The organism is Ktedonobacter racemifer DSM 44963, from assembly GCF_000178855.1.
GTDB classification, from domain to species: Bacteria; Chloroflexota; Ktedonobacteria; order Ktedonobacterales; family Ktedonobacteraceae; genus Ktedonobacter; species Ktedonobacter racemifer.
On record NZ_ADVG01000002.1, the window covers coordinates 2,002,302 to 2,024,260 of the forward strand.

17 protein-coding genes and 1 rRNA gene are annotated in these 21,959 nt (G+C 53.0%); 11 read left to right on the top strand and 7 right to left on the bottom strand.

The genetic code is table 11. The features are described from left to right. Nucleotides 1–106 precede the first annotated feature (106 nt). Nucleotides 107–976, top strand: a complete 870-nt coding sequence (locus KRAC_RS24870; RefSeq protein WP_007911926.1) for a DUF1028 domain-containing protein — start codon at nucleotides 107–109, stop codon at nucleotides 974–976. Between the two features lie 100 nt (nucleotides 977–1,076). Here the strand turns inward: KRAC_RS24870 and KRAC_RS24875 are convergent, their stop codons facing one another. Then, a complete protein-coding gene (locus tag KRAC_RS24875; protein WP_007911927.1) occupies nucleotides 1,077–1,625 on the bottom strand; it encodes an RNA 2'-phosphotransferase in 549 nt (182 codons plus the stop codon). A 69-nt stretch (nucleotides 1,626–1,694) separates the two neighbouring features. Here KRAC_RS24875 and KRAC_RS24880 point away from each other — a divergent pair, with 69 nt between their 5' ends. Next, nucleotides 1,695–2,129, top strand: coding sequence for an NUDIX hydrolase (locus tag KRAC_RS24880; protein WP_007911928.1), 435 nt, complete (start codon nucleotides 1,695–1,697; stop codon nucleotides 2,127–2,129). A 69-nt stretch (nucleotides 2,130–2,198) separates the two neighbouring features. On the opposite strand, the gene KRAC_RS24885 is transcribed toward KRAC_RS24880, so the two are convergent. Further along, a complete protein-coding gene (locus KRAC_RS24885) occupies nucleotides 2,199–4,004 on the bottom strand; it encodes an FAD-dependent oxidoreductase (protein ID WP_007911929.1) in 1,806 nt (601 codons plus the stop codon). Between the two features lie 424 nt (nucleotides 4,005–4,428). Here KRAC_RS24885 and hutU point away from each other — a divergent pair, with 424 nt between their 5' ends. Beyond that, a complete protein-coding gene (gene hutU, locus KRAC_RS24890) occupies nucleotides 4,429–6,114 on the top strand; it encodes a urocanate hydratase (RefSeq protein ID WP_007911930.1) in 1,686 nt (561 codons plus the stop codon). Between the two features lie 139 nt (nucleotides 6,115–6,253). Here hutU and KRAC_RS24895 read toward each other — a convergent pair whose 3' ends face one another. Beyond that, nucleotides 6,254–7,066 carry a hypothetical protein gene (locus KRAC_RS24895; protein WP_007911932.1) on the bottom strand — a complete coding sequence of 271 codons (813 nt, stop codon included), beginning with the start codon at nucleotides 7,064–7,066 and terminating at the stop codon, nucleotides 6,254–6,256. 299 nt (nucleotides 7,067–7,365) lie between these two features. Here KRAC_RS24895 and KRAC_RS24900 point away from each other — a divergent pair, with 299 nt between their 5' ends. From KRAC_RS24900 to queG, 3 genes are read left to right on the top strand one after another with little or no spacing between them, the layout of a single operon-like run. Further along, a complete protein-coding gene (locus KRAC_RS24900; protein WP_007911933.1) occupies nucleotides 7,366–8,451 on the top strand; it encodes an ABC transporter ATP-binding protein in 1,086 nt (361 codons plus the stop codon). Continuing rightward, the gene (locus KRAC_RS24905; RefSeq protein ID WP_007911934.1) at nucleotides 8,444–9,523 is read left to right on the top strand and encodes an ABC transporter permease; all 1,080 of its coding nucleotides are present in this window, start codon (nucleotides 8,444–8,446) and stop codon (nucleotides 9,521–9,523) included. The genes KRAC_RS24900 and KRAC_RS24905 overlap by 8 nt, the downstream gene beginning before the upstream one ends. Before the next feature lie 12 nt (nucleotides 9,524–9,535). Next, on the top strand, nucleotides 9,536–10,777 hold the full coding sequence (gene queG / locus KRAC_RS74655; protein ID WP_007911935.1) for a tRNA epoxyqueuosine(34) reductase QueG: 1,242 nt from the start codon (nucleotides 9,536–9,538) through the stop codon (nucleotides 10,775–10,777). Nucleotides 10,778–11,007: 230 nt separating this feature from the next. Here queG and KRAC_RS24915 read toward each other — a convergent pair. After that, nucleotides 11,008–13,979: ribosomal RNA gene (locus KRAC_RS24915) — 23S ribosomal RNA — on the bottom strand. A gap of 702 nt (nucleotides 13,980–14,681) precedes the next feature. Here KRAC_RS24915 and KRAC_RS24920 point away from each other — a divergent pair. Further along, on the top strand, nucleotides 14,682–14,972 hold the full coding sequence (locus tag KRAC_RS24920; RefSeq protein WP_007911936.1) for a hypothetical protein: 291 nt from the start codon (nucleotides 14,682–14,684) through the stop codon (nucleotides 14,970–14,972). 91 nt (nucleotides 14,973–15,063) lie between these two features. Here KRAC_RS24920 and KRAC_RS24925 read toward each other — a convergent pair whose 3' ends face one another. Continuing rightward, nucleotides 15,064–15,417: a winged helix-turn-helix transcriptional regulator gene (locus KRAC_RS24925; RefSeq protein ID WP_007911937.1), complete on the bottom strand. Its 354-nt coding sequence runs from the start codon at nucleotides 15,415–15,417 to the stop codon at nucleotides 15,064–15,066. Between the two features lie 201 nt (nucleotides 15,418–15,618). Here KRAC_RS24925 and KRAC_RS62425 point away from each other — a divergent pair, with 201 nt between their 5' ends. Beyond that, on the top strand, nucleotides 15,619–16,974 hold the full coding sequence (locus KRAC_RS62425) for an NYN domain-containing protein (protein WP_007911938.1): 1,356 nt from the start codon (nucleotides 15,619–15,621) through the stop codon (nucleotides 16,972–16,974). Nucleotides 16,975–17,371: 397 nt separating this feature from the next. Then, on the top strand, nucleotides 17,372–18,436 hold the full coding sequence (locus tag KRAC_RS24935; RefSeq protein ID WP_007911939.1) for a M42 family metallopeptidase: 1,065 nt from the start codon (nucleotides 17,372–17,374) through the stop codon (nucleotides 18,434–18,436). Between the two features lie 170 nt (nucleotides 18,437–18,606). Here the strand turns inward: KRAC_RS24935 and KRAC_RS24940 are convergent, their stop codons facing one another. Beyond that, nucleotides 18,607–19,059, bottom strand: coding sequence for a hypothetical protein (locus KRAC_RS24940; RefSeq protein ID WP_007911940.1), 453 nt, complete (start codon nucleotides 19,057–19,059; stop codon nucleotides 18,607–18,609). 333 nt (nucleotides 19,060–19,392) lie between these two features. On the opposite strand from KRAC_RS24940, the gene KRAC_RS24945 reads away from it, so the two are divergent. After that, nucleotides 19,393–20,124 (top strand): MBL fold metallo-hydrolase, encoded by a 732-nt coding sequence (locus KRAC_RS24945; RefSeq protein WP_007911941.1) that lies wholly within the window; start codon nucleotides 19,393–19,395, stop codon nucleotides 20,122–20,124. 132 nt (nucleotides 20,125–20,256) lie between these two features. Then, the gene (locus KRAC_RS24950) at nucleotides 20,257–20,610 is read left to right on the top strand and encodes a hypothetical protein (protein WP_007911942.1); all 354 of its coding nucleotides are present in this window, start codon (nucleotides 20,257–20,259) and stop codon (nucleotides 20,608–20,610) included. A gap of 83 nt (nucleotides 20,611–20,693) precedes the next feature. Here KRAC_RS24950 and KRAC_RS24955 read toward each other — a convergent pair whose 3' ends face one another. Next, the gene (locus KRAC_RS24955; RefSeq protein WP_007911943.1) at nucleotides 20,694–21,803 is read right to left on the bottom strand and encodes a hypothetical protein; all 1,110 of its coding nucleotides are present in this window, start codon (nucleotides 21,801–21,803) and stop codon (nucleotides 20,694–20,696) included. Nucleotides 21,804–21,959: the final 156 nt, after the last annotated feature.

The window sequence follows — 21,959 nt, forward strand, 5'->3', positions numbered from 1 at the left end:
ACATGACTATCAGGCTAACAAAAACTATAGCAAGCGAGCATATAGGCAGAATAAGATGGGCATGCTATAATGACCGCACTAATCCATGTATTGATGGAGGCTGCATATGACCTACTCGATAGTCGCAAGAGATCCAGAGCGCGGTGAGCTCGGCATAGCCGTACAATCCAAATTCCTCTCGGTAGGGGCGGTCGTTCCCTGGGCCAAAGCCGGAATTGGCGCCATCGCCACCCAGGCCCTGGCGAACACTGGTTATGGAATTCAGGGACTCAACCACCTGGCGGCAGGACGCTCCGCCCAGGAAACCCTGAAGCACCTTCTGGCAAGCGACGAAGGGCGAGCAGATCGCCAGGTTGGCATCATTGGCATGACAGGCCAGCCAGTAAGCTTTACAGGCGAACGCTGCTTTCACTGGGCGGGTGGGCTCACAGGCGAGCATTATGCCTGCCAGGGGAATATCCTGGTCAGTGGAGACACCGTCGAGGCCATGGCACGAACCTTTGAGGAGACAGGCGGACTTCTCTGTGACCGCCTGCTGGCAGCCCTGGCCGCGGGCCAGGCCGCCGGTGGCGATGGTCGCGGACAGCAGTCAGCGGCCCTACTTGTTGTGAAAGAGGGCGCAGGCTACGGTGGTTATACCGACCGCTTCATTGACCTGCGCGTCGATGATCATCCAACCCCTATCGATGAACTCAAACGCATTCTCGAACTGCACAAACTCTATCTCTTCCGCCCTGATCCCGCCGACATCTTGACTATCGATGCCTCCCTGGCTCAGGAATTGCAAAAGCTCCTCACCATCACAGGTGATTATCAGAGCCCTATCACCAGCCGCTATGATGAACCTACACGCGAAGCCTTCCGCGCCTTTAGCGGCCGCGAGAACCTGGAGGAACGCTGGTTTGAAGACGCACGCATCGACCGCGTTGTCCTCGAGTTCCTCCGCCAAAAAGTAGCAGACCACAAAGCACACTAAACGCAGTTTTTTTGATAGATGGTGTGATGCATGTGGAGAGTCGCAGGCTCTCCACATGCATCACACCATCTATCAAAGCGAGCACCGCAGGCGCGAGGTGTTAACCAAACTGGATGTAATCCGAGGGTATCGGCTCAGCAAGCCAGACCATATCGTTACCAAGATAGAAACGCACGCCATTCGCCTCGGCTTTGCGCGCATGGACCTTGAGAATGATTGGATGATTTGTGCGCCTGCGCGCAACGACCATTGCTGTCTCTTCATCGGCAGAGAGATGCACATATTGGCGCTTCATAGGACTCAGCCCCCTGCCTTTAATCAGATTGGCTGCCTGGGGCGTCGTGCCGTGATAGAGGATCTCTGGAGGTGTTACTGGCTGCTTCTCGACTTTTGTAGGTACTGAATGACCATAGTAGGCGCGAATCTTGCCATTACGCACCTCAAAGCGCTGCTTCTCAGACTGCTCCAGTACCGCCAGCAGATCGGCCTCCTTCAGCGTGGCCCAGTAGCTCCGTTGCTGACGCAGAGCGGCCAGCAGATCTTTAAGCGAGACCCATCCCTCCGCGTCAAGAGTCAGCCCGTGGCTCTGTGGATCATGGCGTAGGACATACGCCATCGTCTTGCTCAGTTGTACGAGGTGTTTTTCCATCTTTACTTCTCATCAGTAGAAATAATAAAAGCAATATATTTTTTCTCATTGTAAACAGGAAGAATGCTTATGTCTACAGTTCACGCGACATTGCCCGTGGCCGTCCATCTCTTTTTAGTCCAGGAACAATCCATACTCCTTTTGCGGCGTTATAACACAGGCTACGAGGATGGCAACTATAGTGTTATCGCGGGACATCTCGATGGCGGGGAAGAGGTCAAGCAGGCCATGATCCGCGAGGCATATGAAGAGGCGAGCATTGAGATCAGCCCTGCGGATTTGCAGGTCGTCGGCATCATGCATCGCAAAGCCGGGGATGAGCGTATTGACTTCTTCCTGGCGGCACAGCGCTGGCGCGGAGAATTACGTAACAACGAACCACATAAATGCGATGAATTAGCCTGGTATCCGCTTACTGGCTTACCAAAAAACATCATTCCTTATGTGCGCCAGGCATTAGAGAATTATCGTGAGGAGCGTTGGTTCGATAGCTTTGGTTGGTAACTAACAAAAAGAGCAGGTGGTCGGTTCTACATATAGAACCAGCCACCTGCTCTTTTACTTCGTATTATTTTATACGTTGAGCATAGGAATCTTCGAGACACTCCAGCGGCTATTGGGGCTGGATACCTCGAACTGGACCATGCTGATGGCGTCTGTCGGACAGCGCACGACGCAGAGACCACAACGGATGCACTTCTCCTCGTCGATGATCATGTCCGCGCCACCCTCCCAGGTGCTTGTGCCCTGGTGCATAGGATCACCCTTCACTACGCGTGAGAGGCCCTCCATGCTGATGCAGTCATAAGGACAGATGTCGACGCAGCCAGAACAGAGAATACAGATCGAGGGGTCGATCATAATATTCAACTGACACTGGAGACAGCGGCGCGCCTGTACGACGGCTTCCTGTGGAGAGTAGCCAGTCTCGGTCTCGCGTGTATGGCTATAACGCTCGGACAGCGGCAGGGATGGAATCAACTGGTGAGGAATCGACTCATAGTTGTCGACCATACCACGGCGATAGTCAGGAAGCTCAATCTCTTCTGCGGGCTCCGCCGGAAGATCCTGTCCGCCCAGGTAGCGATTAATCGCACCAGCGGCATCGCGACCATCACCCACGGCCGAGATCAGGTTACGCGCGCCCTGGGTATAGTCACCACCGGCAAAGAGGCCAGCGTGGCTCGTCATCCAGGTTTCGACGTCGATCAGCGGCACACCCCACTTGTTGACCTCCAGGCCAAGCTCCTCGGTCTGCAGCCAGGTCGTATCGCTATACTGACCAAAGCAAGGGATAACGCTATCGACCTCGATCTCAAACTCAGTGCCGGGGACGGGGATCGGACGACGGCGACCGCTGGCATCGGGATCACCTAGCTTATTACGCACGAAGCGTACACCGCTCGCATGCACGCCATCCTTCGAGAGCACCTCGGTCTGTGAGACGAGATACTGGAACTCCACGCCCTCGAACTTGGCCTCGTCGACTTCGTACTCGTCGGCAGGCTGCTCCTCTTCAGAGCGGCGATACATGACGTACACTTTCTCCGCACCAAAGCGGATCGCGGTACGACAGCAGTCCATCGCGGTAAAGCCCGCACCGATGATCGCTACGCGTTTCCCAATGAAGGCAGGCTCACCGAAGTTGGTTTTATCAAGGAGGCCGATACCATCCTCGACGCCATAGAGATCAGCGCCTTTGACCACCTTATTATCGGGGCCAGTCATCGGATTTGGAATGTAACAGCCCGCACCAATGTAGACGGCGTCATACTCCTTGAGGAGGTCTGTAAGCTGCACGTCACGACCGACGCGTGTATTGTATTTGACCTCCACACCCAGGTCGGCCATGTATTCATCGCACTCTTCACGCGTGACATCGCGCGGCAGACGCCAGATGGGAATACCGTTGATCATCACGCCACCAGCAACAGGGTACTGCTCATACATAGTCACAGGATACCCCAGTTCACGCAGATCGCGTGCGCAGGCCAGGCCAGCCGAGCCACCGCCAATGACCGCAACCTTCTTATCCTTCGTAACCGGAGGACGCTCAGCATGGTGGCGATACTCGCGATGGTCGGCGGAGGCGCGCTTCAGCCAGCAGATGGAGATCGGCTTGCCATCAACCTTATTACGGCGACAGACAGGCTCACACGGACGAGCACAGGTGCGACCCAGCACGCCTGGCACAACGTTGGCTTTGCGGTTGAGCAGATACGCCTCGTCGAAACGGGCTTGGGAAATGAGACCGATGTAGGTAGCCACGTCGGTGTGTGCCGGACAGCCCACCTGACAAGGGATATTGGTTTGATACCAGTCCGGTGTTGTGGTTACCGATTGGTATCGAGGTGACAATTCGCTATCGGGATCAAGCATTTTAAGGTCCTTTCCTGAGCATCCCACATACCAGCCCAATCCACATATATGGTGACTGGCGCAGGGAGCAGGGGAGACAGTATCGGCTTACGCCACGACGGGCGGCCCTTCAAATCTTCATAATAAGCGCTAAACTTGGAATCGTAGATAAGACATGTAAATATACACCGGCACCGGGCAGGCGCCCACAGCCTTCTATGATTGCGACTTTATGTACGTGATAAGCGCACAGAAAGGATACTTTTCTCCGTAAGATTATAGCATAAGGTGACAATTGCGAACAAGCAGAAGCGAGCAGGAGCCAAGACACGCCATGCCTCATAGCCACACCGCCAGGTGCCTGCTTGCATTTGATCTTGCTACTCTCTATTTGGTATATACTAGTACAGATTCATTATCCCGAATAAGGAAAGGAACGATACACATGCCAGATACAAACCCGGCAAAGAAGCCAGGTCTCGCGGGTCCCCGACCAGTGCGCGCACCACGAGGAACAAACCTCTCGTGCAAAGGTTGGCAGCAAGAGGCCGCAATGCGCATGTTAATGAATAACCTGGATCCCGAAGTTGCCGAAAATCCCAATGAATTGATTGTCTATGGTGGCATCGGCAAGGCAGCACGTAACTGGGAATGTTTCGACCGCATTATCGAGACGCTGCAAACCCTGGCGCAGGACGAAACCCTGCTTGTGCAATCGGGCAAGCCGGTTGGTGTGTTCAGAACCCATACTGACGCGCCACGGGTGCTTATCGCTAATTCTAATCTGGTGCCGCATTGGGCGACGTGGGAACACTTCCGCGAACTCGACCGCAAGGGGCTGATGATGTACGGCCAAATGACTGCCGGATCGTGGATCTACATTGGTAGTCAGGGTATCGTGCAGGGTACGTATGAAACTTTCGTCGAAATGGGCCGCCAGCATTTCGGCGGCGATCTCTCCGGCAAATGGATATTGACTGCGGGTTTAGGGGGGATGGGTGGTGCTCAACCCCTTGCTTCCGTAATGGCAGGCGCTTCCATGCTTGCGGTGGAATGTGACCCTGCCCATATACAGAAGCGCCTCGATACTGGTTACTGCGATGCAATCGCAAGCACGCTTGATGAAGCGCTTGATCAAATCCGTGAAGCTTGCGAGCAGAAACAGCCTCTCTCCATCGGTCTACTGGGCAATGCGGCTGAAATATATCCTGAGCTGGTGCGTCGGGGAATCAGGCCGGATATGGTGACAGATCAGACTTCTGCCCATGATATTCTTAATGGGTATATCCCCGCTGGTATGAGCCTTGCGGAAGCTGATGAACTGCGCAGGCGTGATCCTCAAGGCTATACCGAACGTGCGAAGGAATCCATTGCCGCGCAAGTGCGCGCCATGCTGGAATTTCACAGGCAGGGTATTCCAGTGGTTGATTACGGCAATAATATCCGCCAGGTAGCGTATGATGCTGGTGTGAAAGATGCCTTTGATTATCCCGGCTTTGTGCCTGCCTATATCCGTCCGCTATTCTGCCGAGGCATCGGCCCATTCCGCTGGGTGGCACTTTCTGGCAATCCACAGGATATTTATAAGACGGATGCTAAGGTGAAAGAGCTTATACCAGATAATCCGCATCTGCACCGCTGGCTGGATATGGCGCAGCAGAAAATCAAATTTCAGGGCCTGCCCGCCCGCATCTGTTGGGTGGGGCTGGGCGAACGCGCAAAGCTCGGCCTTGCATTCAATGAAATGGTGGCCTCTGGCGAACTCAGTGCGCCGATAGTGATTGGTCGTGATCATCTCGATTCAGGATCAGTCGCCAGCCCCAACCGCGAAACCGAGGCCATGAAGGATGGCTCTGACGCGGTATCGGACTGGCCGCTGCTCAACGCACTGCTCAACTGCGCGAGCGGCGCAACCTGGGTGAGCCTGCACCACGGCGGCGGCGTGGGCATGGGCTATTCCCAACATGCGGGCATGGTCATCGTCGCCGACGGGACGAAGGAGGCCGCAAAACGTCTAGAACGCGTACTTACCAACGATCCAGCAACGGGCGTCATGCGCCATGCTGATGCAGGCTACGATATTGCTATCGAATGTGCCAGGGAAAAGGGTGTCAAGATTCCTATGTTCTAAGATCTTATTCCGAAACCCAACCCCATTCGGGGGCATGCGTCACTAGTGCTTCGCGCTCAGGGTTTCGGATAAGAAGTAAGCAAGTTGGATGGCGAAATAAACAAGAGGCGCGTTGAGCAGTTTCTCAACGCGCCTTTCCTCATTGCCTGTTATAAGCCCGTTGGACTTCTTCAATTTTCCACTCATTATCCGCCTCCCGCTTTACAGTCACCACATCGCTATTAATCCCCTGGGAGTCATGAACAAGTTTCAAATTTACGCGAACCGGTGAGTTACTTTCATCGGCGACTCCATGAGTACACTTTACCACCCGATCCTGCGCCAGCAATACAATAAAGCGTGTGCGCGGTAACCTCGACTGTAAACCGGGTCCAAACTGCTCATATGCCTGGGGATATTGCTCATGCACGAGACTGTCACAAAAGGTATCAAGCGTCTTCATCGGTGTAGGGCGATTTAAGTACGAGATCCCCTGCAACAGAACGATGGGTAGCGCAACCAGGAGGAGTACTAGCGTTCCCACTACCAACCAGAAGCGCGCAGGCTTGTGTGCCCAAAAGCTCTGGGGTGGCGATGGCTCCGCCAGAGGTGGTGGATAATGATAGCTGGCATACTCGTGTTCAAATGATGGATGTAGTTCATCAATCAGAGGTGGTGGATAGCTATACTCCTGTGAGGATGGGGGGGTGGCCGGTTCTGAAGAACGGGGAAGCTCATCGTACGCGTGGAGCGCCTCATAGGTAGGCGCCTCATAAATCTTGTCCGCCATGGTATCTGCCGGGACAACATCGGTTCCAGGCGGATAGGTTGATGAGCTTGATGCAATAGGCTCCTGTTTCTCAACAGTGGGTGGCCCCTGCGCCTCATCCTCATGCACTGGAGGATGTGCGTGGCCGGACAACGGTACCGTTGGCTTATCAGGAAGATGGCTCCTAGGATCTTGATCTTGCATGTTAGACTCCTTGCATGGTTTGCTGGAAGCGGCATGAGAGACCTTAAACATGGAAATGCTTCAACATTTCTAGTGTACGAGATAAAACCAAAGGACTTGCCACCAGCCACAAAAGCATGCATACTGTCAGCGACGGGTAGAGGGTGGGGTGTAATTCATTATGATAAATCGACGCGCCGTAAACGTGGCGTCTATGGAGTGAAAGCCGCAGGCGCGAGGTATCACGCCAACAACGTGCACATTGGGTGAGTTAGAAAGTGGGATATGAAAAGAAGCTTTTTCTCCAGAGGGAGCAACCGGTGAAGTATATTTCTCCTTCTTATGACAAGAATATTGTGATTAGCACCAATCGACTCACCAAGGCGTTTGGAAACCTGGTGGCGGTCAATGATCTACACCTACAAGTCATGCGCGGAGATGTATTTGGCTTCCTGGGTCCCAATGGCTCAGGAAAGACCACGACCATTCGTATGCTGTTGGGCCTGATTCGTCCAACAGCTGGCAGCGCGATTATTTTTGGGATGGATAACGCGCACCAACTGCCCCATATTCTGCAACGTGTAGGGGCTATTGTAGAGACGCCGGTATTCTACCCTTATCTCTCTGGACTCGATAACTTGCGCGTTGTAGCGGCAACCTCGGGCATGATGTCCGGGAAATCCAATGATCGCCGCCTGGCCGAGGTACTTGAAATAGTTGAGTTGCGCTCCTACCAGAAGTTAAACTTCCGCCAGTATTCGCTTGGAATGAAACAGCGCCTGGGCATCGCCGCCGCGCTCCTGACCGATCCAGAGCTAGTCCTACTCGACGAACCAACCAATGGCCTGGATCCAGCCGGTATGATTGAGATTCGCAAGTTAATCAAGCGCCTCTCAGAGTTAGGTAAGACCATTTTCCTCTCCAGCCATCTGCTCCACGAGGTCCAACAGGTCTGTAACCGCGTCGCGATCATGCAAAAAGGGAACTTACTCAAGCAGGGTGAAGTCCCCACTCTGCTCCAGATAAGCGAGATGATTGAAGTTCGACTAAATACGCCACAAGAAAGCGAGCGCGCCCTCGCTATCATACAGCAGCACCAGGAACACGCATCCACCTGGCTGCATGGGGTAAAGCTGGAGAACAAGCGGGACATGCAGCCAGTACTCCTGATAGAGGCGCCCATCACCCACTCATCAGAGGTCAATGCCCTGCTTGCGCACAATGACATCTTTGCCGCGGAGATCCGCCCGCGCGAGGGGAACCTGGAGGATGTCTTCCTCGAAGTTACCACAGGTGGAGCAGGCAACCATACAGGCATGGAGGCGCTGGCCGAGCATCTTGCGCACGCAGATGTCATCATACATGAAAGTAACCAGGTCCTGGAAGGGGAGGAAAAACATGGATAGCCAGGCCCAGCACGAGCATCAAGCCAGCATTGTGACTTCCTCGCAGACCCCATCACGGCGTGACACTGTTGTCATGGGACGCCAGGACTACCTGAGTGTAATTATACGTCTGACCGGTGTAGAACTCTACAAGCTCCGTCGGCGAGGAATGTCTAAAGTGCTCCTCATTGTAGGCATACTTTTGATGGTACTCTCTTTCGTGGGTATCGCCTTACCTGCGCTCTTTCTAGCTGGCACCCCAACGCGCAACTGGCTTCCCCCTCGCTGCACAACCCACGGGCAACTCAAGCCACCATATTGCCTAGACCACCCGGCAAACGCGCAGGACCTGGCACGCGCCGAGGCTCAGCAGCGCGCACAATTGCAACAATATAACGGTGTGCTGGGCCTGCCTGATGCGGTAAACACCATTACGCAACTTATGCAATTTGGTGGGCTTATCCTCATCGTCATACTCGCCGGTACTATTGTGGGTGGCGAGTATAATGTGGGCACAGTACGTCTGATCTATACACGTGGTCCAACACGCGCCCAATTTTTATACGCCAAGGTAGGAGCGATCCTTTTCTCAAGCATACTGGGTTTTCTCCTGCTCTTTCTGGCAGGCCTGATCAGTAGTACTATCCTGAATCTCGTCATCGGAAACGCCACAAACCTGGATTTTGTGGATGCGACCTGGGCCTGGCACTTTCTGCTTTATCTCCTGGCTCAGATCCTAAATCTTTTCTGGTATGGCATACTCGCCCTGACCCTGGCAACCGTAGGACGCAACTCGGCAGCCGGTGTCTCAGGAGCTCTCGTCTGGTGGGTGCTGGAGAATATTCTTAAAGGAACACTTCTGTTAAGCGCCCCCCTTTTTCAGAATATTATTGGCGACATTCTCCACCAGCTTCCCGATCTCTTTATCAGCAATAACCTGGAGGCCTTGATACAAAATCAGGCAGCATACGTGTTTAGCTTGCAAACCGCTCAATTGAGCAATCTCCATGCCCTCCTCGTTATCGCCGCCTACCTGGTACTTTTCCTGGGCATCTCCTGGTGGTTCAACAAACAACGTGAAATCACAAACTAGAGCGATAGCAGCATGTTAGAGACACAAGTTGTAAAAGAATACGCCTACGAGCTGGGCTTTGACACCGTCCGCATCACCACGGCAGAAGCCTTTACCGAGGCCAAAGGGATTATTAAAGAGCGCATCAGCCGGGGCTTGATGGATGGATTGCCCTGGTATACCAGCGAGCGCGCAGATGTCTCATGCCACCCGGATGCGCTTCTTCCCGAGGCCCAATCGATTATCTCGCTGGGTATGACTTACCTGACAGAGCAGCCAGGAAACGAAGAGGGGGAGGGGCCACGTGGGCGTATCGCGCGCTACGCCTGGGGCGATGACTATCACGACATCATTAAGCCCAGGTTACAGCGTTTTGCCGAGTGGCTGAGGGAGTATACGCGCAGCGAGTTGGGAAGTGAGGCCGAAGCTCGGCTCTTCGTCGACACAGGCCGTATGGTAGATCGCGCTGTGGCCCAACGTGCGGGACTGGGCTGGTATGGAAAAAACACCAATATTCTGACGCATGGCTGGGGATCATGGCTCTTTCTGGCCGAGATCGTAACGAATGTTCCTCTCGAGCCCGATGAACCCCTCAAAGCCAATTGTGGACACTGTGAAATATGCCTGCATGCCTGCCCGACAGGCGCGCTCACCAACCCCTACGAACTCGATAATCGGCTCTGTATCTCTTTCTTGACCATCGAGTTGCGCGGTAGCATTCCTCTTGAACTCCGCCCGCTGATAGGAAACTATATCTTCGGCTGCGACATCTGTCAGGAGGTCTGTCCCGTCAACAAGGTCGCGGAACGTCGCCTGGGCCTACGCGATCAGCAAGGGCAACCTCAATTTGTGGCCCTGGAGGCCGTCAATCGCCGCAGCACAGAGCGCCAGGCGACCTTCCAGCCTCACCAGGAATTCCTTAAACGGCCAGCCGTGGGCAGTGAGCCGGAGCTTATACCACTTCTAGCCCTAAGTGAAGAGGAGTTCCGTGAGCGCTTCCGGCATAGCCCCATCAAGCGTACCAAGCGTCGGGGGTTGCTGCGCAACGTCTGTGTCGCCCTGGGCAATAGTGGCAACCGAGAAGCTGTGCCCGCCCTTATCGGCGCATTGCACGACCAGGAGGCGCTGGTCCGTGGGCACGCGGCATGGGCCCTGGGCAGGCTCCAGGGCCTGGAGGCATACCAGGCGCTACAGGCAGCCCTAATGAGTGAAGAGGATACCGAAGTTCAGCAAGAAATTCATTGCGCGATTGCCATGTTTGGTGAAGACAAATGAATAACTAACCAAAAACAAAAAGACCGTGGTCATGCGTTTTATCGCATAACAACGGCTATTTGTCTGTACACATCACACTAAAGAATTCATAGTTACCTCAATTTTGCTGAGCCACGCTGGCCCGCTCATGCTCCCCGTGCCGCCAAGCCCTCTCGCTCGTGCTCAGGTCCGATCAAAGACCGCTCTCACACACAACAGGAGACGCACACCACTCATGAAGAAACACACTGGGAAACAAGCCGTACGATCATTAGTACTGCTCCGCTCCACCTGTTACCAGGCGTCCACGCGCAGCCTATCCACCAGGTCTTCTTCCTGGGATCTTGACTCTTCAAAAGAGAGTGGGAAAAGTTATCTTCGGGTCGGCTTCGCGCTTAGATGCTTTCAGCGCTTATCCCTTCTTGACGTAGCTACCCAGCTCTGGAGGAGGCCCCCCAACTGGCGCACTAGCGGTCAAGCCATCTCGGTCCTCTCGTACTGAAGATGACTCCCCTCACTTTTCCGACGCCCACGACGGATAGAGACCGAACTGTCTCGCGACGTTCTGAACCCAGCTCGCGTGCCGCTTTCATGGGCGAACAGCCCAACCCTTGGGACCTACTCCAGCCCCAGGATGCGACGAGCCGACATCGAGGTGCCAAACCTTGCCGTCGATGTGAACTCTTGGGCAAGATAAGCCTGTTATCCCCGGGGTAGCTTTTATCCGTTGAGCCACACTCCTTCCACACGGGAATGTGGGATCACTAAGCCCGACTTTCGTCCCTGCTCGGCGTGTCAGCCTCACAGTCAAGCTCCCTTGTGCCTTTACACTCTACAAAGGGTGATGTCCATCCACCCTGAGGGAACCTTTGGGCGCCTCCGTTACTCTTTGGGAGGCGACCGCCCCAGTCAAACTACCCATCTGGCCCTGTTCACGTCCCGGATCACGGTGACGTGTGAGACACAAACCATGGTGAGAGTGGTATTTCACTGCTGCCTCCCTCACCCCCACAAGGATGAGTTCTCCGGCTCCCACCTATGCTACGCACACCATACTTCGTTTCCAGGCCAAACTGTAGTAAAGCTCCACGGGGTCTTTTTGTCCTGTCGTGGGTAACCCGTATCTTCACGGGTACTTCAATTTCGCCGAGTCCTCTGTCGAGACAGCGCTCAAGTCGTTACTCCTTTCGTGCGGGTCGGAACTTACCCGACAAGGAATTTCGCTACCTTAGGACCGTTATAGTTACGGCCGCCGTTCACCGGGGCTTAGATTCGTGGCTACGCACACCACTCCTCGTAACCTTCCGGCACTGGGCAGGAGTCAGCCCCTATACTTCCGCTTTCGCGTTCGCAGAGACCTGTGTTTTTGGTAAACAGTCGCTTGAGCCGATTTCTTGCAACCTTCTCACCACCTCCCGAGGGAGGCAGCTACGCAGGCACCCCTTCTTCCAAAGGTACGGGGTTAATTTGCCGAGTTCCTTAACAGAGGGTCGCTCGATCACCTGGGGAGATTTCCCCCTGCCTACCAGTGTCGGTTTGCGGTACGGGCGGAACAATTTCTGGCGAGAGGCTTTTCTTGACGGCCTGGGGACCAATGACTTCCGCACCCTCGCGGGCGCTCGGCCTCAGTGTTACGCATACTGTGTCCGGGATTTTCCTCGGTCACGCGCTTCAACAGAGGCACCGATCCTGTCCATTCGATCGGCTCACCTTCCCTACCGCGTCCCCCCATTGCTCATAACGAAACGTTCCGGTGCAGGATTCTCTGACCTGCTTTCCATCGCCTACGGCATGACGCCCTCGGCTTAGGGCCCGACTCACCCTGGGACGATTGACGTTGCCCAGGAACCCTCAGGCATTCGGTGTGTCTGGTTCTCGCAGACATTACGCTACTCATTCCGGCATTCTCACTTCTCTTACCTCCACCAGTCCTTACGGTCTGGCTTCTCAGGCGTCGAGAACGCTCCCCTACCATCTCTACACAAGGTAGAGATCCACGGCTTCGGTACGATGCTTAAGCCTCGATACGTTGTCGGTGCCATTGCACTCGACCAGTGAGCTATTACGCACTCTTTAAATGATGGCTGCTTCTAAGCCAACATCCTGGCTGTTTGGGCGCATTGACCCCCTTTGACACTGAGCATCGATTTGGAGACCTTAGCCGATGGTCTGGGCTGTTTCCCTTTTGACGACGAAGCTTAGCCCCCGCCGTCTCACTCACCTGGATCCTGTCCTGGCATTCGGAGTTTAAGTAGGGTTGGTAACCCGCACAGGGCCCCTAGCCTATCTAGTGCTCTACCTCCAGGATAGTCGTTTCAGGTGGCTGTACCTCAATACATTTCGGGGAGAACCAGCTATCTCCGTGTTCGATTAGCATTTCACCCCTACCCACAAGTCATCCCCCAGTTTTGCAACACTGGTGGGTTCGAGCCTCGACGGACTGTTACATCCGCTTCACTCTGCTCATGGGTAGCTCACACGGTTTCGGGTCGCATCGCCGCTACACAGTACGCCTGTTTCAGACTCGGTTGCCCTCTGGCTCCCCAGCTTTAGCGCTGGTTAACCTGCAACGTGCGATGCACTCGCCGGATCATTCTACAAAAGGCACGCCATCAGCCCTTGGTGCCGCAACGGCACAGTGGCCTCTGACTGCTTGTGAGTACGTGGTTTCAGGGACTCTTTCATCCCCCTCTCGGGGTACTTTTCACCTTTCCCTCACGGTACTTGTTCGCTATCGGTCGCTGAAGTTCTTTAGCCTTGGAGGGTGGTCCCCCCAGCTTCCCACAAGATTGCACGTGTCTCGTGGTACTCAGGATACTTCTCACAGTCGTTCTCTCGTCCTCTACGGGACTCTCACCCCCTCTGGTGGCACGTTCCAATGCCTTCGAGTAAGAAAACGTCTGCTGATAGAAGTCCTACAACCCCGCCTATTCACGAGGAATAGATGGTTTGGGCTCTTCCCGGTTCGCTCGCCACTACTACGGGAATCTCGGTTGATTTCTCTTACGCAGGCTACTGAGATGTTTCAGTTCACCCACGATCCTCCATATCGCCTATGTGTTCAGCGATAGGTCTCCAGACATCACTCTGGAGGGGTTGCCCCATTCGGAATCTCAGGGCTCATCGCTTGGATGCAGCTCCCCCTGAACGTTTCGCCGGTCTCCGCGTCCTTCATCGGTCTTCAGCGCCAAGGCATCCACCTCGTACTCTGTTTCGCTTGTTCTGCCTTGTCTGCTTCTTCTTGTTAGTGTTACCCTTGTTGTATGGGATCTCGGTCTTCTTTTCTCACTGTCACGAGCTGAACATGACTTCCGTCACGGTTGAACACTTACGTGTCAACGTGCTCGCTCAGCAAAATTGAAGTAACTATGTATTCTTTAGTTGTTAAGTGTACAATCTTGTTTTCACCTCGCTTCGCGCGGTGCCTGCATAATATGCCACATCCACGGAAACTTGTCAACACTTTTTCGCGGTAATTTTTTGCACGCTGAAAAAATTGCCCCTTCTGTACAACTTTTTGATGTCACACCTACTACCCCAAATAAGGGGCAAGGGGCACATCGGGTTAGGCAAATAGATGGACGCCCTGGCAGTCGCAGACTTCCAAACAGCATAGCATCCACTACCCCAAATAAGGGGCGTACCACCACCTATCAATCCAGGCGAGCGCCACAGGGGCGAGAGCAGGCTCTACAAGGGGAAGGGTAACAAAGATAGAAATAAATGCATTTATCGTTGTCTTTTTACATAAACCCATAAAACGGTGAACTTGACGTGCCATGTACGTAATGATAAAATATTCTGAGTGTGGTATCGAGTAGGAATACTGACAAATCACCAAGCGAAAAGCAATGGTGCTTTGCGGTTCGACAAAGCAGTCTACAGACTTTCACGAAACAGTCTCCGACTATTTAGGGAGGTTTCAATGCCGGCCACAATCAGTTATGCGAACGTTTTGCATGCTGTCGGTCAGGTTCTGGATCAGATCGGCGCGAAGAGCATCGCAATCCATGAAGAAGAGGATGGCCTTGTTGTAGAAGGATTTAATAGCGACGGCCAGCTTCTAGTACAAATGCATTATGATATTGCGAGTTTGTATGAACTATTAAAAGCGCAAGCAGGACAGCCAGCTGCGGCGAACGCTTCAGCTGATGATGGTGTGCTCCATCGCTTCCTGGCGCAGTATGATCGAGAATTGGTAGGGTCCGTTCTATAACGCTACTCATTAGGTATGGCATTTGCATCAAGGAACCGGGGTGTTCTCGGTTCCTCTCTCATTTTAAGCAGGGAAACGGGTGGAAAGTGTATTATTCTCTTTCAGAGGCAGGTTCATCCTGGCACAACCAGCGTTTTCCGTAACTACGCATACAATCAATAACGGAAACAAGGTCCTGCCCTTTCTCAGTTAGAGAGTATTCCACACGAGGGGGAACTTCGGCATAGGTTTGTCGTATGACGATCCCCTCCACTTCTAACGAGCGCAGCCGTTCAGAAAGAGTTTTGGGGCTAATGCCACAAAGGGATCGCTCCAGTTGATGAAAACGCTTCAGGCCAGAGGCCAGATCGCGTATGATCAGCAAGGTCCATTTACCGCTAATAATCGCAGCGGTACGTGCCACTGGACAAACGGCATCATCGAGGTGGGTCTTTGTTAGTTCCATGACTTTATACTCTTTGTAAACAGTCCATTCTTAACTTAAGAATATACCATAGGATGGTACGCTAAGTAAAGCGTAGGCCTCTCGACTTTACTAATAAAGTATGATATGCTCATAGTATTAGGGTTACTGTAAGGTTATCCGAGCACCTGAACAATCATAAATCTTGGCCTGCGCGGTTTCTCCCAACGAGAGGAGAAGGTTGTGCCCGAAGATATTGCTTTATTCATTGACTTTGAGAACATACGTTACAGTATGCTAAATATTCAACGACGAGAACCCGATCCACAAGAGTTGATCGCGGTGGCTCGTCGCTATGGAACAGTAATGGTTGCTCGCGCTTATGCAGATTGGTCACGTCAACCCGAGCCCTTCAAAGGTAGCTTGACGGCTGCAATGATTGATCGTGTTGATTGTCCAGCAAAACAACGTGACCGCATACGCATGGGGACAATCCACTATGCCTCCAATACTCCAACCGGCCCCCTTGGTGCGCAGAGCTATGTTGCAGAACAGAATACAGGCTCTTTTCCACGCCCATGGCCTAGTGGAATGTCAGCCAGTTCAGGTTCGCTTCCAGCCATTCAGCCACAACAAGGGCTAAGCCAGGGATGGCCTGACGAGACAGATGATGCGCTTCCCTCAGCTAGAGATGAGATAGAAGAGAACTTCGACGACGAACACATCCCCGATGAAGATTTTTCAAATGATTATCAGAATCGTGAGGCGTTTCGCCCCTCTTCCTATCAACAACGTCCATATGACCAGACACCTCAACCAGCCGGGACGTCTCTGGCCCCAAGCAACACAGGTCCCTTAGGATATTCCACTATTCATACCGGAAACACTGGTCATATGCCCGCCGTGAACTCCGGAAACAGCACGATTGTGCAAAGTACTGTGGTACAGAGCACCGTCGATCTGAATATGCTGATGGATATTATTGAGACCGTCTTTGATCGACCTACCATTTCAACCTTTGTTTTAATGACAGGCGATAAAGATTTCACGCGTATCAGTGCTCGTCTAAAGCTACGTTTGAACAAAAATGTTATTGTTGTCGGTATTCCAGGAACCGTCAGCCGAGATCTAATAAGCAGCGCGAACCAGTTTGTTCCCCTTGTGCCAGGGGGACTCACATCCAATGGCGTGTCAGGTAATACTGGCTCGTTACCCATTCCGAGTGCTCCATATTCAAGCGGTAATACAGGATCGATGCCCGCCGTAAACTATCCTGGAAACGCCCAGTACCCTCAGGCACCCTATGGCGCTCCCACTATGGATGTGCTTGATCCTTTGTTCATCCAGTTCCTCGATTATATCGACCGCAACTGGTCATGGCGTACAATTATTGGCGTCTCTAACTTCATTGGTGATCCAGTCAACCCAAAGAATCGTTTCCGTGGCCGCTTAACACGCGAGTCAGCACGCGAACTGCTCAATACATGTATTCAGCAAAATATTCTTCTGGTACAGACTGATCCCACTGGAGCCGAGGACCTGCGCCTAAATCGCTCACATCCAGGTGTGGACGAAGTTTTAAAACAGTTCGTTCGCTAACCACTGGCAGAACAAACATTTTTGCGCGTCTCTAAGCGACCCTGGAGGTTCGACTTCCCTGGCTCTGGCAGAAAAGAGTACCTCAGAGCTACAGAAGCTACCTCAGGGTCGCTCGTTCTTGTTCACTATCAAACAATGTATCTACTCAGGACTTCTCGCCACAGCGTGGCTCGTTAGGGTTAGGGTGTGTTGACAGCGTGGCTCCGCCGCGCTGTCAACACACCCTAACCCTAACGAAACTCACCTGGAACAAGTTAGGTGCCAGAGTAGGTGAGTAGTTACCATTCGAGATTATTTCTTTTCAAGACACAACGTTGATCTTATTCCGAAACCCAACGCCACTGGCGTGTCTAGCGCTTCGCGCTCAGGGTTTTCGGAGAAGAAGTTTGGAGGTTTTATGGACGAGTCACGTGTTGCATTTCTCCGTCGCCTGGTCGCTAGCCCCAGCCCTTCTGGATTTGAGCGCCCAGCTCAGCAGGTCGTACGCGAGGAGATACAGCAGTATACCGATGAAGTACATACCGATGTACATGGCAATGTAATCGCGGCCCTCAATGCCTCGGCTGAGCTACGCGTCATGCTAGAAGCCCACTGCGACGAACTCGGCTTTCTCATCCGCCACATCGATGAGCAGGGCTATCTCTATTTCGCCCCCATTGGCGGGTTCGACGCCTCTACCCTACCAGGGAACCGCGTCAACATCCACACTTCCAAGGGTATCGTCTCTGGTGTCGTTGGTCGCAAACCCGTTCACAGCCTCTCGGCTGAGGAGCGCGAGAAGGCTCCTAAGCTCTGGGACCTCTGGATCGATATCGGTGCTTCCAGTAAGGAAGAGGCGCTTGAACGCGTGAAAGTTGGCTCTGTTGGCACACGTGCCGCGGAGCTGGAGACGCTGCATAAGGATATCATCATCTCGCGAGCGCTCGACGATAAGTCCGGTGTCTTTGCAGTGGTAGAGGCGATGCGCCGTATCCATGCCAAACGCGAGCAGTTGAAGGCAGGCGTATTCTTTGTCTCGGCTGTACAGGAAGAGATCGGCCTGCGCGGCGCGCGCACCAGCGCCTATAGTGTCAACCCACAGATCGCCATCGCGGTCGATGTGGCCCCAACCTCAGATATCCCCGGCGCTCCAAAAAATCGTATGGGCGATCTGAAGATGAATGCTGGCCCCATCCTGACTATCGGCGCACATATTAATCTTCCCGTCTATGAGCGCCTTGTCAAGGCCGCGGAAGAGGCAGGCATCAGCTACCAGGTTGAGGCCTCGGCCGCCGGTACCGGCACAGATACCGATGCGATCCAGGTCGCACGCGGCCCCATCGCGACAGGTCTGCTCAGCATCCCTTGCCGTTACCTGCACACCGGCTCAGAGATGGTTTCGCTCAAAGATGTTGACGAGGTCGCAGAGCTTATCGCGCGCTTCGTCCTGGCCCTCGACGCAGATACCAATCTAATCCCTTAATCCACCTATAACCAGTCAGACAAAAAGCACGACTTCTCTTTTAAAACAAAGAGAAGTCGTGCTTTTTGTCTTTCACTAAGATCTTATTCCGAAACCCAACGTCACTGGCGTGACTAGCGCTTAGCGCTCAGGGTTTTCGGATATGAAGTACATGCATAGGCCGTTGGCGCTTACTGTTGCATAGGTGGCATGGGCTCGGGATAGTTAGCAAGCGGCTGTTCATACTGCTCAGCAGTAGAGCGCTGGTACTGATCTGCGGCTACATCTTGAGCGGAATCTGCGCTGGCTGCCTGTGGCTGCTGCACTTGATACCCCTGGCGATATGGCTGATAATAAGAGGTCGCCTGGTCCGGACTCTGATAGGGCTGATAGTATGGATTCTGGTAATCCTGTGGATTTGGCGGCGCTTGATTCTGCATAGGTGGACGGTAAGAGTTACGACCTGCGTTCGCGTTTTGAGTGACGAGCGTAGCAATGAGGGCCACGACTCCCATGACCAGCAGCGTTAAGAAGAAAACATTAAAAGAGTGCATCGATACTAAAAAGATAAAAGGAATGACAAAAGGAAAGAAGAAGCGCCTACGCATACGGGGAGGTCGCCTGTAATTGTTGTTATACCACATACTCTATTCTCCAGTGGAACAGCAGCAAAGGCGACAGCCACTACCTGATCGTCTAGCTACTCTTCTTCTATACGTTTCTCCTGACTACTCTCTTCTACGAAGAACGCACTCCCAGGGTTATGCTCAAGCAGAGGGGATATTACGAACTGCTATATTTTCTCTGTCCAGATAAAGCATAGCAAGAGAAGGACACCCTGTCAAGGCAAATTTTGCCTACTTTCCTTGACAAAACCAGGGGGGGTCACTTAGAGTAAATATGTGTGCATATATAGAAGAGTTTATTTTATCGCATCAGCGATCAAGGCACATCGCTAGAAGTAGAGAAATAATTTAATGAAGATCAAGACACATGGAAAATACCTGGTACAACTGACCAAGCTGGGTATTTTTAATTGCTATTTTGTCCTCGAAGAGGATGGCCTCACCCTTATTGATACGATGATTGCTGGCTCGGGTCAGCAAATCATTGACGCGGCACGCCAGCTGGGTAGGAATATTACGCGTATCTTGCTCACGCACGCCCATGGAGATCACGTTGGCTCACTTGATGAGCTGCATGCGGCGCTTCCCCAGGCAAAGATTATGCTGCTTGAGCGCGAGGCACGTTTGCTGGCTGGCAACAAAGAACTGGGGGCACATGAAGCCCAGGTTCCTCTCAAGGGAAGCTATCCAATCGTCACGACAAGGCCCACGCAGCTTCTGCGCGAGGGCGAGCATGTTGGCTCGCTGCGTGTGCTCGCGACCCCAGGTCATACACCAGGGCACGCCTCGTTTCTCGACGAACGCGATCAGACATTAATCGTAGGCGATGCCTTTCAAACTCTGGGTGGAACAGCGGCCGCTGGAACCATGCGCCTGCTCTTCCCCCTACCCGCGCTGGCAACCTGGCATAAGCTCACGGCGCTGGAGAGCGCACGCAAGCTGCGCTTCCAGGAACCCTCGCGCCTGGCAACTGGTCACGGATCAGTTCTGGAGAAACCACTACGCGCGATGGATGGCGCGATTGTGAGCCTGGCACAAGAAGTCGAGAAAGAGGCACTTCGCACCTCAATGAGCAAGGCCTAGCCTGCCGAACCTAAACTTTTCTCAAGCTCATACGTAAAGACTGGTAGCCAGGATTCTACAGGATTCGCCGGGATTCACTGGGATTCAAAAATATGCATCACCTTATGCTCGACGCGAAAGGAAAAGCGCAGAATGCCTCAACAGATGTATCCACAAGATGATGAATATCGCGGCTACCAGGCTAACGCCTATACAGATCAGCCAGCCAGCGAGCCGCAAAGCAGCCAGACCTATCAACCACCCAGCTATGACATGAGCGCCCAGAAGATTGGGCAGACACACTTCACCAGCAAGGGCGTATCTTCGGGGCAGCGCCTGGCCCTGGGCATTGTCTCTGTGGTCATGTTTGTACCCATCAGTGCGATTCTCTTGAGCGGCGGAGATGACCTCAACCCCATTTCCACCGTAGCCAGGCTGATCGGTCTTGGTATCATCTCACTCGCAGTTATCATTATCAATGTCGCCTTTAACTGGCGCCGATCCTGATCGTCAGACAAAGAAGTTATAGCAAGCAAAAAGAAAGAAGGTTAAGAGCGGTTTGTCGCTCTTAACCTTCTTTTGGTTGTGTCCTAGAGTTGCCACACCTTAGCATTGCTAAAGTTAGCCTCAGTAATTAAGGCATCGTTGTCAACCGCAACTCCCACCTGGCCATGAGAGTAGGTGCTATCCGTGGCCTGGCCAATCTGCTGACCATCGGCGAAGAACTTAAATGAGTTCCCCTGTGCCGTTACGCCCAGGCGAATGGGCTTAGTTATGCTAAAGTTATCCACGTTGCCGGTAATAATCTTTTTCGTATGGGATGACGTGCTATAGCTATAGAAGCCAAATGAGCCATCATAGAAGACCAGGAAAAGGTAGTAGTTCTGCTGATCTTCGTCCCCACGGAAGACGAGTCCACCTGCATTACCAATGAAGTTCTGCATCGTTGCTTCAAAAGAAAAGTCGGTATAGTTTGTGCTCTTAGCAGAACAGGTCACAAACGTACTGGTCTTCGTTTCTGAGGCATGATACATACTATTGCTGAACGAGCAATATTTATCAGACATCCAACCATGCGCAGGATTGTTACCGCTCAACGAATCATTGAGTATCAGCTTGCTACTAAAAGGGAAGTGCGACGCCATATAGGTCGCAGTCGCCTGGACATTCGCTGTGGCTTTGGCACCTTGCGCCTGGGCCGTGGCCGTGGCATGCGCATTGCCCTGAGATGTATTGTACGCCGATGCGCTAAAGATACCAATACCAGCCAGCACAACAACGACCGCCAGTATGATCAGGGCGATTTTCCCGCCCGATGACCCTTTCTTTTGTGGTGGTGGTACAAAGCCTTGTTGTGGATAGCCTTGATTCACAGGAGGATAGCCAGGATAGCTCGGTCCTGGCTGCACCGGAGGCGCCTGGTACCCCTGAGCTGACGGCGAGACATAAGTAGGATCATTATATCCTGCACCACTTATCCCAGGCTGCGAAGGATACGCGGGCGAACTGTTCGGATTTGGGACAGGGGGATAGGATGGCGTCGAAGGCGCGTATGGATTGTAAGGCTGTTGCGATTGATAGGGATCAGACGGTCCCGGAGGTGGCGGCGGCGGCGCACCATAATTTGTGGGACCATACGGTGTATTGGGAGGTGGCATTCCACCCGGGTTGTTACCTGGCGCGTTGGGATCGTAAGCCATAAACCGGATTCTCCTTTTGAAAGTTGAACGACAAGCGATGAAATAGCTTGATAAAAACAGAAATATGAAAAAGAGGACACAATACAATCTTGTGAATAGATCTATTCAATCAATTACCTATTATAAAACAAAAGTCCAATAGGCATGGGATTTCTC